General features: G+C 72.9%; 8 protein-coding genes. 3 read left to right on the forward strand and 5 right to left on the reverse strand.

From position 1 onward, the window contains the following. Positions 1 to 78: 78 nt before the first annotated feature. From ABT300_RS35060 to ABT300_RS35070, 3 genes are all read right to left on the reverse strand, one after another. Positions 79 to 870, reverse strand: coding sequence for a S1 family peptidase (locus ABT300_RS35060; protein WP_351684585.1), 792 nt, complete (start codon positions 868 to 870; stop codon positions 79 to 81). Between the two features lie 263 nt (positions 871 to 1,133). Beyond that, complete coding sequence (locus ABT300_RS35065) at positions 1,134 to 3,950, reverse strand: helix-turn-helix transcriptional regulator (RefSeq protein WP_351684587.1); 2,817 nt, start codon at positions 3,948 to 3,950, stop codon at positions 1,134 to 1,136. 243 nt (positions 3,951 to 4,193) lie between these two features. After that, positions 4,194 to 5,057 (reverse strand): helix-turn-helix transcriptional regulator, encoded by an 864-nt coding sequence (locus ABT300_RS35070; protein ID WP_351684590.1) that lies wholly within the window; start codon positions 5,055 to 5,057, stop codon positions 4,194 to 4,196. A 124-nt stretch (positions 5,058 to 5,181) separates the two neighbouring features. Between ABT300_RS35070 and ABT300_RS35075 the strand changes: the two genes are divergently transcribed. Together ABT300_RS35075 and ABT300_RS35080 are read left to right on the forward strand one after the other, a co-directional pair. Further along, positions 5,182 to 6,849, forward strand: coding sequence for an AMP-binding protein (locus ABT300_RS35075; RefSeq protein ID WP_351684593.1), 1,668 nt, complete (start codon positions 5,182 to 5,184; stop codon positions 6,847 to 6,849). A gap of 125 nt (positions 6,850 to 6,974) precedes the next feature. Then, the gene (locus tag ABT300_RS35080) at positions 6,975 to 8,540 is read left to right on the forward strand and encodes an AMP-binding protein (protein WP_351684605.1); all 1,566 of its coding nucleotides are present in this window, start codon (positions 6,975 to 6,977) and stop codon (positions 8,538 to 8,540) included. Positions 8,541 to 8,669: 129 nt separating this feature from the next. Here ABT300_RS35080 and ABT300_RS35085 read toward each other — a convergent pair whose 3' ends face one another. Then, positions 8,670 to 9,593 (reverse strand): hypothetical protein, encoded by a 924-nt coding sequence (locus ABT300_RS35085; RefSeq protein ID WP_351684596.1) that lies wholly within the window; start codon positions 9,591 to 9,593, stop codon positions 8,670 to 8,672. 299 nt (positions 9,594 to 9,892) lie between these two features. Here ABT300_RS35085 and gcl point away from each other — a divergent pair, with 299 nt between their 5' ends. Then, positions 9,893 to 11,677, forward strand: a complete 1,785-nt coding sequence (gcl, locus tag ABT300_RS35090; RefSeq protein ID WP_351684599.1) for a glyoxylate carboligase — start codon at positions 9,893 to 9,895, stop codon at positions 11,675 to 11,677. A gap of 193 nt (positions 11,678 to 11,870) precedes the next feature. Here the strand turns inward: gcl and ABT300_RS35095 are convergent, their stop codons facing one another. Beyond that, positions 11,871 to 12,113 carry a hypothetical protein gene (locus tag ABT300_RS35095; RefSeq protein WP_351684602.1) on the reverse strand — a complete coding sequence of 81 codons (243 nt, stop codon included), beginning with the start codon at positions 12,111 to 12,113 and terminating at the stop codon, positions 11,871 to 11,873. Between the last annotated feature and the right edge of the window lie 400 nt (positions 12,114 to 12,513).

A 12,513-nucleotide genomic window follows, 5' to 3' on the forward strand; every position in this document is an offset into this window, starting at 1 on the left:
GCCGCTCGTGGAGGCTCGCAGCGCCCCCTGGTCTTTCCCTGAGGGATCCTCAGGAGTTTCTCGGGGGCTGCCCGGTGATTACGAGTTGACCTGTGCGGTCACCAGGCTGGAGAAGGTGGTCAGCCGGGTGTAGACACCCGGGTAACCGGCTTCCGCGCAACCCTCGCCCCAAGAAGTGATCCCTGCCAGGACGCCCCCGATGAGCAGGGGACCGCCGCTGTCGCCCTGGCAGGTGTCTGTGCCGCCGGAGGGATATCCGGCGCAAACCATGTCGGTCTGGACGAAGTCCGAACCGTAGGAGCTCTTGCAGCTGGAGTCGGACACGATCGGGACGGTCGCGGTCCGCAGCTGGTTGGAGGAGCTGCCGTTCTCCGAGGTGGTGCCCCAGCCGATGATGCGGGCGGTGGCGCCGGCCGCGTACACCCCGGTCTGGGACGAGGAGACGTACGACGCCTTGGTGTACGGCATCGACGTCGACAGGGTCAGGACGGCCACGTCGTCGCCGTTGGTGGCGTCCGTGTAGCCCGGGTTGATCCAGATCTTGCTCACCCGGCTGACGGTGCCGTTGGCGCCGTTGAGGTAGGTGCGGCCGCCGACGACGCGCACGCTGCTCGTGGTCTCGCCGACCATGCAGTGCGCCGCCGTGACCACCTTGGTCGCCGAGACGAGGGTGCCGCCGCAGAACTGGTCCTGCGAGGCGTCCGTGATCTGCATCATGAACGGATACGCCGTGGTCGTGGTCGTCGTGCCGCCGACGATGGGCTGCGGGGCTGCGACGGCGGTGGGGGCGCCGAGCAGCACGGTCGCCGCCGTGGCGGCCGTCGCCGCGACGACGGCGGCGGTTCTCTTCACGCGGTTGAGCCCGAACATGGAACTCCTCGAGGGGTTGCCGGTGGGGGGTCGCGCGGGTGTGGGGGGTGTGCACGGGGGTCGCGGGACCGACCCCCGTGTGCCCGGGCGAGCGGCACGTCCCTTACGCTAGGACCCGGTGCCCGGCGTCCCCAATGAGGGAACCCCCTAAGGGAGTTGGGGCAGGGAAAACCCTCGGTCCCACAGCGCCGTCGCAGCACCCGCGTTCCGGGGGACGTCCTGCGCGCGGGTCGCCCCCGAGGGGCAGTTAACCCGCGCGATCCTCACTTCGCGTGACGCCCCGCCGCCAACCGGACGATGTCCACCCGCGAGCGGATCCCCAGCTTGCGGTAGACCCGGGTCAGGGTCGCCTCGACCGTCTTCACGCTGATGAACAGCCGCGCGGCGATCTCCCGGTTGGTCGCCCCCTCCATGACGAGCGCCGCGACCTGACGCTCCATCGCGGCCAGTCCCGCCAGCGCGTCGGAGGGCGGGGTCTGCGCGGTGACGGCGGCCGGCTCGCCCGCGCCGTGCGCGGCGGCCTCGTCCACCTGACGCAGCCAGGGCAGCGCCCGGCACCGCCGGAACAGCCGTGCCGCCTCGTCGTACGACGTCGGTCCCGGCCGCCCGGTGCGCAGCCGGGCCAGCGCGAACGCCGCCCGCGCCTCCTCCAGCCCGTAGCCGAGCTTGGCGAGCCGGTCCTGAACGGACGTCAGCCGCGCCAGCGCCCCCTCGTGGTCGCCGAGCGCCGCCCGTACGAGGGCCTCCGCCCGGTCCAGCACGGCCAGCACGCTCTCCCGGTCCAGCCGCAGCGCGTGCTCGCGCGTCACGGCGATGACGTCCTGCGCCTCGCCCGGCTCGCCGACCCGGACCAGCGCCTCGGCCAGGTCGCCCTGCCAGCGCCCGCGCGCCGGGTCGGTGATGCCGAGGCCCTGCTCCAGCTCGCGCACCCGGCGCAGCGAGCCGACCGCGCCCGCCGCGTCGCCGGCCACGAACTGGGCGTGGCCCAGCGCGGCCAGGGCGCGCGAGAGGTACATCTGGTCGCCGTCCTCCTCGGCCCGCCCCGCCGCCTCCCGGGCCAGCGCCAGCGCCTGTCCGACGTCGCCGCCCGAGGCCTCCGCGAGGGAGGCCAGCATCGCGGAGGCGCCGAGGCCGATGCCCGAGTCACGGGCCAGCCGGAGGCTTTCGCGGGCCAGGTCGAGGGCGCGTCCGCAGTGCCCGGAGCGCAGTTCGGTCTCGGCGAGGAAACGCTGGAAGTGCACCTCGCTCTCGACCATGCCGCGCCGGCGGACCTCGCGCAGCAGCGCGGTGATGGTCGACCGGGCCTCGGGCAGCTGGTCGCTCATCATCAGCCAGCGGAACCTGGCCGCGCCGACGCCGTTGTGGTGGCAGGCCACGTAGGGGTCCTGAGGCTCCTTCATGGCCTGTTTGATGGTCGCGGGCGCGTTCGGATGGCCCATCAGGGTCTCGGTGGACGACTGGAACGACAGCGCCATCAGCTCGGTGCGCCGGTCGTCGCCGCGTGCCGCCAGCTCCGCCGCGTGCGCGGCCTCCTGCCGGGCCTCGGAGAAGTCGCCCTCGACGATCAGCTTGCGCCAGGCGAGGTGGTAGTGGACCAGGGCGAGCAGCCGGGGGTCGTCGCCCGCGTCGGCGAGGGCCTGCGGGAAGACGGCGTCGACGTCCCCGAGGGCCTGCCCGGCGGCCTCGATGACCACCTCCCAGGCGCGGATCCGGTCGGCGGGCACGGTCGCCCGGGTCAGCACCTCGCGCGCGATGTCCCGCGCCAGGTCCACCTCGCCGGCGGTGATGGCGTCCTCGGCGGCGCACAGCCGGTGGCCGTCCGGGCCGGGCGCGCCGTCCGGCGGGGTGTGCCGGGCGGCGAGCAGTCCGAGCGCGGCGGCCACCGAGGGGGCGCCCCGGTCGCGGGCCAGGGCCGCGGCCTCGGCGAGCCGGGCGGCGACCTCCGGGTCGGTGCCGGTGGTGGCCATGGCGAGGTTGCGGGCCCGCTCGATCGGGTCGGAGGCGGCGGTGGACAGCGCGGCGTGCGCGGCGCGGCGCTCGTGCGCGGGGGCCTCCGCGTACAGCGCGGCGGAGATCAGCGGATGCGCGAACCGGACGGCCGGGCCCTCCGGCTCGGTCGCGAGCAGGCCGAGGGCCGCCGCCTGCGCGGTCTCCGCCTCGGCGTTCTCGCGGCCGGCCGCGTGCAGCAGGGCCAGTGTGGGGCGGGCGCCGGCGCTGGCCACCAGCAGGGTGCGCCGGGCCTCGTCGGAGAGCATGTCCAGCCGGCTGAGGACCAGGGCGCGCAGCGAGGTCGGCACCGGCAGCGGCTCGCCCGGGCGGGGCGGCGTCGGGTTCTCGCCGAGGGCGCGGCCGAGCTCCAGCGCGAACAGCGGGTTGCCGCCGCTGGTGCGGTGGATCTCCCGGACCGTGGAGCGGGGCAGGTCGGTGTAGCCGCGGTGGTCGAGCAGGGCGGAGACCTGGTTGCGGGAGAGCGGGTTGAGGCGGACGGCGAGGGTGTCGGGCGGGGACGCGCGTAGATGCCGGTCGTACTCCTGTCCGTCCGTGCGGACCGCGCACAGCAGCTGGACGGGGGTGTCGCCGAGCCGGCGGGCGGCGAAGCCGAGGAGCTCGGCGCTGGCCGAGTCCAGCCACTGCAGGTCGTCGGCGACGAGCAGGACGGGGCCGGCGGCGGCGAGGACGCGCAGCGCCGACAGGACGGCCAGCCGCAGGGCGAGGCCGTCGCGCTGCAGCGTCGACTCGCCGCGGCCGGTCAGGGCCGACTCCAGGGCGGTGCGCTGCGCGGCGGGCAACTTGTCCGAGATCTCGTCCAGGACGAGGCCGAAGAGGTCCGCCAGGGCCAGGAACGGGAGGTGGGATTCGGACTCGGTCGCCGAGCAGCGCAGGACGGTGCGCGCCGCGTCGCCGTAATCCGCGGCCAATGCCCGCAGCACGGTCGACTTTCCTATTCCGGCCGGGCCGTGCAGCAGCACACTGCCGCCGCGCGTCAGCTGGTCACGGGCGGCCGTGACCAGCTCCTCCCTGCCGATGACCAGGTCGGGGCGGCATCGGGCAGGCTCCTTGAAGTCCCGTTGCACGGTCACCGCTCCCCTCCGAGTGTCGTGTCCGGGCCAAATTCTAGGCAACGACTCTTTGAAATTCGGAGGCGGATCGTGGTGAGGGATATAACAACGTGACGCATACGGAAATTCATCGCAACGGTGAGTGAATGATTACTTGTCGTGACGGGCCTCCTTGGCCGGATGTGATCGCTGCCTCCGCCGTGCTCCGCCCGCCGCGCCGGCCGTCTGCCGCACCCCGGTCGAAGAGCGCGCCGACCGCCCGCGCTACGGCAGCAGACCCGCCCTGCGGGCCGCGACCACCGCCTCTCCCCGGGTGTGCGCGCCCAGTCTGCGCATCGCCGATCTCAGGTAGCCCTTGACCGTCTCCACCCGCAGCCCGAGCCGCTCGGCGGTCGCCCCGTTCGTCGCCCCCGCCGCCACGCACGCCAGCACGTCCAGCTCACGCGGGGCAAGCGCCACCGGCCGCCCCGACGGCTCCTGCGGGGCGCCCGCGGCCAGCAGCCCGCAGGCGTCGAGCAGGTCGGCGCGCAGCGCGGGGTCGGCGATCCGCGGGGCCAGGGCCCGCAGAGCGGCGTGCGCCTCGCGCACCTGCTCCCGAAGGGCGGCTCGGCCCTCGCCCGCGGCGGCCCCCTCGCCCGCGACGGCGCCCGGCCCGGCCTCCGTCAGCAGAGCGCGCACCTCGTCCTCGACGACCAGCGCCTGCTCCACGTCCCGTGCCGCCTGCGCCGCCGCGGTCAGCGTGCGGTCGCCGAGCGGCTGCGCCGTGCGCAGCGCCCCGTACAGCACCCCGCGCACCCGGCGCCGCACCACCACCGGGATCGCCAGCACCGAGCGCAGCCCCTCCTCGGCGACGGCCGCGTCGTACTCGTGGCTGATCTGCCGGGAGAGCGAGTAGTCGGTCACCGCACACGGACGGGCCAGCGCCACCGCCCTGCCGCCGAGACCGTTGCCCGACGTCACCGCCAGCCCGCGCAGCGCGACCCCGGCCGCGCCGCTGAACTCGCTGATCCGCATCCGCTGCCGGCCGGGCTCCACCAGACCGCCGAAGGCGACCGGCAGCCCGGTCTCCCGGCGCAGCCGCACCAGCGCACCGCGAATCTCCACCGTTCCGGCCGCGTCTGCTGCCACGTTCTCGCCCTTTCCGCGCGGCGTGGTGCCGCACACCCCCGTTCGGGGGTAGTGAGACCTGCATCACGGATTACACGATGGCGGAGAGCCGCCCGGCAATGGTCCGGCACCGAGGAGGACACAGATGACCGCGACGGAGCTCTTCCGTAGAGCCCGCGACTTCCTGCTGGAACACCGCGAGGACTACACAACCGCTTACGAGCGTTTCGAGTGGCCCCGTCCCGAACGGTTCAACTGGGCCCTCGACTGGTTCGACGCGATCGCCGACGGCAACGAGCGCACCGCCCTGCACATCGTGGAGGAAGACGGTTCCGAAACGCGCCGCACCTTCGCCGAGCTGTCGGAGCGCTCCGACCGGATCGCGAACTGGCTGCGCGGCCGCGGCGTGGTCGCCGAGGACCGCATCCTCGTCATGCTCGGCAACCAGGCCGAACTCTGGGAGACGGCGCTGGCCGCGATGAAGCTGCGCGCCGTCGTCATCCCGGCGACGCCGCTGCTGGGCCCCGCCGACCTGGCCGACCGCGTGGAGCGCGGCCGGGTCAGGCACGTCCTCGTGCGGTCCGCGGACGCCGTCAAGTTCGACGACGTCCCCGGCGACTACACGCGCATCGCGGTCGGCGGCGCGCCGGAGGGCTGGCAGCCGTACGAGGAGGCCTACGGCGCCCCGGCCGGCTTCACCCCGGACGGCCCGACGCTCGCCGACGACCCGCTGATGCTCTACTTCACCTCCGGCACGACCGCCCGGCCCAAGCTGGTGGAGCACACCCACACCTCGTACCCGGTCGGCCATCTGTCGACGATGTACTGGATCGGGCTGCGGCCCGGCGACGTCCACCTCAACATCTCCTCGCCCGGCTGGGCCAAGCACGCCTGGTCCAATCTCTTCGCCCCGTGGAACGCCGAAGCAACCGTTTTCATCCACAATTACACGCGTTTCGACCCGGCCCGGCTGATGGCGGAGATGGACCGGGCGGGCGTGACGACGTTCTGCGCCCCGCCCACCGTCTGGCGCATGCTCATCCAGGCCGACCTCACCCAGCTGCGCACCCCGCCCCGCGAGGCGGTGGCCGCGGGCGAGCCCCTCAATCCCGAGGTCGTCGAGCAGGTCCGCCGCGCCTGGGGGGTGACCGTCCGGGACGGCTTCGGCCAGACGGAGACGGCCGTGCAGATCGCCAACAGCCCCGGCCAGGAACTGAAGACCGGCTCGATGGGCAGGCCGGCCCCCGGATACCGGGTGGAGCTGCTCGACCCGGTGTCGGGCGCGCCCGGCGCGACGGAGGGCGAGATCGCGCTCGACCTGTCCGAACGGCCGGTGGGCCTGATGACCGGCTACCACGGCGACCCCGACCGCAGCGCCGAGGCGATGGCCGGCGGCTACTACCGCACCGGGGACGTCGGAAGCCGTGACGAGAGCGGATACATCACCTATGTCGGCCGCTCCGACGACGTCTTCAAGGCGTCCGACTACAAGATCAGCCCCTTCGAGCTGGAGAGCGCGCTGCTGGAGCACGCGGCGGTGGCGGAGGCGGCCGTGGTCCCCGCCCCGGACGAGCTGCGCCTCGCCGTGCCCAAGGCGTACGTCGTCCTCGCCGAGGGCTGGGAGCCGGGACCGGACACGGCGAAGGTGCTCTTCGAGCACTCCCGCGAGGTGCTCGCCGCCTACAAGCGGATCCGCCGGCTGGAGTTCGCGCCGCTGCCCAAGACCGTCAGCGGCAAGATCCGCCGCATCGAGCTGCGCGAGGCGACGGCGGCGGGTTCCGCGGACGAGTACCGCGAGGAGGACTTCCGGTGAACGGCGCTTCCCCGGCCTCGAAGACCGCTGCGGCGCCCGGCTCGCCGTCCGCGTCTCCGACCGCCCCCACGCCCGCCTCCTCGTATGCCGCCTCCTCGTACGCCCACGGGACGAGCACGACCGCGCTGCTCGGCGACACCGTCGGGCAGAACCTGGACCGGGCCGTGGCGGCCTGGCCGGACCGCGAGGCACTGGTCGACGTGCCGTCCGGGCGGCGCTGGACCTATGCCCAATTCGGCGCGGACGTCGACCGGCTGGCGTACGCGCTGCTCGCGAGCGGGGTCGCCAAGGGCGACCGGGTGGGCATCTGGGCGGTCAACTGCGCGGAGTGGGTGCTGGTTCAGTACGCCACCGCCCGGGTCGGCGCGATCATGGTGAACGTCAACCCGGCCTATCGCACGCACGAGGTCGAGTACGTCCTGAAACAGGCCGGAATCTCGTTGCTGTTCGCGTCTCTCAGCCACCGGACGAGCGACTACCGGGCGATGGTCGAGCAGGTGCGCGGCCGATGTCCGCAGCTGCGGGAGACGGTGTACATCGGTGATCCGAGCTGGACGGCGTTCCTCGGGCGCGGCGCCTCGGAGCGGAGCGCGGAACTGGCGGCCCGGGCGGGCGAGCTGTCCTGCGACGACCCCGTCAACATCCAGTACACCTCGGGCACGACCGGCTTCCCCAAGGGAGCCACCCTCTCCCACCACAACATTCTCAACAACGGTTACTCCGTGGGGGAGGCGATCGCCTACACCGAGCAGGACCGGGTCTGCGTTCCGGTGCCCTTCTACCACTGTTTCGGCATGGTGATGGGGAACCTCGCGGCCACCTCGCACGGCGCCTGCATCGTCGTCCCGGCGGCGTCCTTCGACCCGAAGGCCACGCTGGAGGCGGTCCAGCAGGAGCGGTGCACCTCCCTGTACGGCGTGCCCACGATGTTCATCGCCGAGCTGAACCTGCCCGACTTCGCGGCGTACGACCTGTCGACGCTGCGCACCGGCATCATGGCGGGCTCGCCGTGCCCGGCGGAGGTGATGAAGAGGGTGGTCGCCGAGATGAACATGGCGCAGGTGTCGATCTGTTACGGCATGACCGAGACCTCGCCCGTCTCCACCCAGACCCACCGCGACGACGATCTGGAGCATCGCACCGGCACCGTCGGCCGTGCCCTGCCGCACATCGAGGTGAAGGTCGTCGACCCGGTGGACGGCGTGACCCGGCCGCGCGGCGTCGCCGGTGAGCTCTGCACCCGCGGATACAGCGTGATGCTCGGTTACTGGAACGAGCCCGAGAAGACCGCCGAGGTGATCGACGCGGGACGTTGGATGCACACCGGGGACCTGGCGGTGATGCGGGAAGACGGTTACGTGGAGATCGTCGGCCGCATCAAGGACATGATCATTCGAGGCGGGGAGAACATCTACCCGCGCGAGATCGAGGAGTTCCTGTACGGCCACCCCGGGATCAGGGACGTCCAGGTCGTCGGCGTCCCGCACGAGAGGTACGGCGAGGAGGTCCTCGCCTGTGTGATCCCGGCGGACCCGGCGGCCCCCCTGACGCTGGAGGAGCTGCGCGCGCACTGCGAGGGCCGGTTGGCGCACTACAAGATCCCGAGCAGGCTCCAGATCCTGGACGCCTTTCCCATGACCGTGTCGGGCAAGGTCCGCAAGATCGAGCTGCGCGAGAAGTACGCGCTGTAGGAGCGCGTTTCGAGGAAGACTTCGCACGCCCCGCACGCCCCGCACGCCCCGCACGCCCCGCACGCCCCGGTCGCTCTCGTCGCCCCGGCCGCTCTCGCCGCCCCGGCCGCTCTCGCCGCCCCGGCCGCGTCAGCCGCCGCGGGCGGCGAGGGCGTCGGCCGTCGCGTTGACCGGTTGCGGGGTGCCGGTGAGGTCCAGCACGAACAGCGGCACGCGCAGCTGGTCGGCTCGGGCGCAGGCGTCGTCCGCGTATCCGGCGAGCGAGAAGTAGACGCACTCCGCCGACTCGGTCATGGCCGTCAGCCACAGGCACTCCACGTCCCGCAGCGAGGCGGGCCGCACGCTCGGGTCCACCTGGGCCAGGAGCCCGCGCGAGGCGAGGCCGATGCCGGAGGTGGGGCGCTGGTCGGCCCGTCGGACGTCCCCGTGACCGAGCCAGTTCAGATAGAGCGCCGCCGAGGTGACCGCGTCGCGGGCCGTGCGGATGGCGACGGGACGGAAGGCGCTCCGCGGGACGGCGGGTGTCGGGGCCGCCGGCGTTCGCGAGTTCGGGGTGCGCGGCTGAGGCGTCTGCGGCCGGGGCTGCGGCGCGGGTGTCCGCGAGGTCGCGGTGTGCGTGGTCGACGTCGGCCCGGGGCCGGGCGGTGCGGGGTCCGGCGCGGACGCGGGCGCGGCCGCGGGCGACGGCGGTACCGGCTCCGGGCCCGGCCCGGCGGCGGGGTCCGCGCAGGAGCGGCCCGCGGCGGGGTCTGCGGCGGGATCGGCGGCCGGCTCGGCGTGCGCGTCCGCAGGCGGGTCGGTCACGGCGAGGCGCAGCACCGTCCCGCAGGCGCAGCCCAGTTCGGGGTGCGGCCACTGGTCCCGGCGTCCGCACGCGGGACACGGCAGGGCGATCCACTCGTCGTCCCACGACCGGTGCGCGACGGCGTCCGGGGCCGCCCGCCGGTCGAGCACCGGCGTGACAGGGGCGCCGCAGGCGCACGGATAGGACGGCGCGGTGTAGTGGTGCTGCCGCCGGCAGGCCGGGCAGCGCACCGGCACGCTCTCGGACATGGCCCCCATCGTCCTCCTCGGGCGCCCGCCTGTCCGTCTCTTGACGACCTTCGCACCCCGCTTTACATTGCTTCCAGATAGCAGAAAAGATTTTCCACATTACGGAAATAACTCGAAGGTGCACGTCGCAAGGCGCCGCGGAACGCAGCCGGAATGGACAGAAACGGGAGGAAATAGGCGGAAACGGGAGTAAGTGAGCGGAAGCAAGCGGAAACACAGGGAAGGGCTCACCGCGGGGCGCGACGGGAGAGCGAATCCGACAGCTGAACCATCTGAAGCAGTCGAAGCAGGAGTACTCCATGGCTCGTATGACCGCTGCCCGTGCGGCAGTCGAGATCCTCAAGCTCGAGGGCGTCACCAACGCGTTCGGTGTCCCCGGCGCGGCGATCAACCCCTTCTACGCGGCGCTCAGGGCCGCCGGGGGCGTCGAGCACACGCTGGCCCGCCATGTCGAGGGCGCCTCGCACATGGCCGAGGGCTACACCCGGACCCATCCGGGCAACATCTGGGTCTGCGTCGGCACGTCGGGCCCGGCGGGCACCGACATGATCACGGGGCTGTACTCCGCCATCGGCGACTCGATCCCGATCCTGTGCATCACCGGCCAGGCGCCGACTGCCGTGATCCACAAGGAGGACTTCCAGGCCGTCGACATCGCCGCGATCGCCGCTCCGGTGACCAAGATGGCGGTCACCGTCCTGGAGGCCGCACAGGTTCCCGGCGTCTTCCAGCAGGCGTTCCATCTGATGCGCTCCGGACGGCCGGGCCCGGTCCTGATCGACCTGCCCGTCGACGTCCAGCAGACGGAGATCGAGTTCGACCCGGACACGTACGCGCCGCTGCCCGTGTACAAACCGGCCGCGACCCGCCCGCAGATCGAGAAGGCGCTGCGGATGCTGAACGCGTCCGAGCGGCCGCTGGTCGTCGCGGGCGGTGGCGTCATCACGGCCGACGCCACTGAACTGCTGGTGGAATTCGCCGAGTTGACGGGCGTTCCGGTCGTGCCGACGCTGATGGGCTGGGGTGCGATCCCGGACGACCACGAGTTGAACGCCGGCATGGTCGGCCTGCAGACCTCGCACCGTTTCGGCAACGCGACGTTCCTGGAGTCCGACTTCGTCCTCGGCATCGGCAACCGCTGGGCCAACCGCCACACCGGCCGCATCGACGTCTACACGGCCGGCCGCACCTTCGTGCACATCGACGTGGAGCCCACCCAGATCGGCAGGATCTTCGCCCCGGACTACGGGATCGCGTCGGACGCGAAGGCGGCGCTCGGGCTCCTCGTCGAGGCGGCGCGGGAAGCGGGGGCGGCGGGCGCGCTGCCCGACCGCTCCGCGTGGGCGGCCGACGCGCAGCACAGGCGGGCGACCCTCCAGCGCCGTACGCACTTCGACGACGTCCCGATCAAGCCGCAGCGCGTCTACGAGGAGATGAACAAGGCCTTCGGGCCCGAGACGCGGTACGTCAGCACCATCGGTCTGTCGCAGATCGCCGGCGCCCAGCTGCTGCACGTGCACCGTCCGCGGCACTGGATCAACTGCGGCCAGGCGGGGCCGCTCGGCTGGACGATCCCGGCGGCGCTAGGCGTCGCCAAGGCGGACCCGCGGGCACAGGTCGTCGCCCTGTCCGGGGACTACGACTTCCAGTTCATGATCGAGGAGCTCGCGGTCGGCGCCCAGCACCGGATCCCTTACGTCCATGTGCTCGTCAACAACGCCTACTTGGGGCTGATCCGGCAGGCGCAGCGGGCGTTCGACATCGACTTCCAGGTCAAGCTGGAGTTCGAGAACGTCAACTCGCCCGAACTGGGCGTCTACGGCGTCGACCATGTGAAGGTCGCCGAGGGGCTGGGCTGCAAGGCGCTCCGGGTCACGGACCCGGCCGAGCTGGGAGCCGCCTTCGAGCAGGCGAAGAAGCTCGCGGCCGAGTTCCGGGTGCCGGTCGTCGTCGAGGCGATCCTGGAGCGCGTCACCGACATCGCGATGAGCGTCACCAACGACATCGGCGACGTCGTGGAGTTCGGGGAACTCGCCACCGAGCCCGGGCACGCGCCCACCGCGATCAGGACGCTGAAGGTCTGACCGGACGCACGGTGCGAAGAAGGGAAGAAGGGGCGGCCCGTCCTCGGAACGGGCCGCCCCTTCCGCGTCCGTCGCCCGGATCGGGCAGGGTCCGCCGCCCCCGTGCCGGCGGACCCGGGACTCCCGGCGGACCCGGGACTCCCGGGACCCCCGGACCGCCTCTGCGGCCGCCTCGCGAACCGTCGCCCGCGACTCACCTCTCGTGGTGCTCCTGCGACAGACCCGGCCAGTCGTCGGGGCCGCCGCCCTGCCATTCGACGAGGTCGCCGCGCTCCACCGCGGTCCGGTCGAGGAGATCGGCCAGACGCAGGAGCTCGACGACGTCGTCGAGATGCGAGGCGACCCCGAGGACGGCGTCGCCCGAGGTGACCCGGCGCGACCCGTCCAGCGCCGGGGGATGAACCACGATGTGCGGATGCCGCGTCGGATCGCCCATGCCCTCAGCGTCCTGCGACAGAGGCCGATCCGCATGTCGGCAGCAGGAACGGCACGGCACGACGCGGCACAGCGGGATGCGGCACCGCACGACGCGGACGACGCGACGCGGCACAGCGGGATCCGCCCCGGCCTGGCGCGGCAGACGGGGGCCTGGCCCTGCCCGACGCGGCGACGGCGGCCCGGCACGGCGAGGGGCGGCATCGCAGGGCGCCGTGCGGCGAACAGCACGCCACGGCACGGCAAGGGGCGCCGCAGGGTCCGGTGGGCGCCGCGGCGCGGCGGGAGGTGGGAGGCGGGGCCGCGGGAGGTGGGAGGCGGGGCCGCGGCGGGGGTGGAGGCGGGACGCGGCCGCGCAAGAGGGAACACCAAACAGCACACAACAAAACTCCACTCAAGAA

The organism is Streptomyces sp. NPDC001027 (genome assembly GCF_040299045.1).
Taxonomy (GTDB): Bacteria; Actinomycetota; Actinomycetes; order Streptomycetales; family Streptomycetaceae; genus Streptomyces.

What these genes read in the sequence shown, in the direction of transcription:
- ABT300_RS35095 (WP_351684602.1), bottom strand. Translation starts at nt 12,113, where the DNA reads ATGGGCGATCCGACGCGGCATCCGCACATCGTGGTTCATCCCCCGGCG.
- ABT300_RS35085 (WP_351684596.1), bottom strand. Translation starts at nt 9,593, where the DNA reads ATGTCCGAGAGCGTGCCGGTGCGCTGCCCGGCCTGCCGGCGGCAGCAC.
- ABT300_RS35075 (WP_351684593.1), top strand. Translation starts at nt 5,182, where the DNA reads ATGACCGCGACGGAGCTCTTCCGTAGAGCCCGCGACTTCCTGCTGGAA.
- ABT300_RS35060 (WP_351684585.1), bottom strand. Translation starts at nt 870, where the DNA reads ATGTTCGGGCTCAACCGCGTGAAGAGAACCGCCGCCGTCGTCGCGGCG.
- gcl (WP_351684599.1), top strand. Translation starts at nt 9,893, where the DNA reads ATGGCTCGTATGACCGCTGCCCGTGCGGCAGTCGAGATCCTCAAGCTC.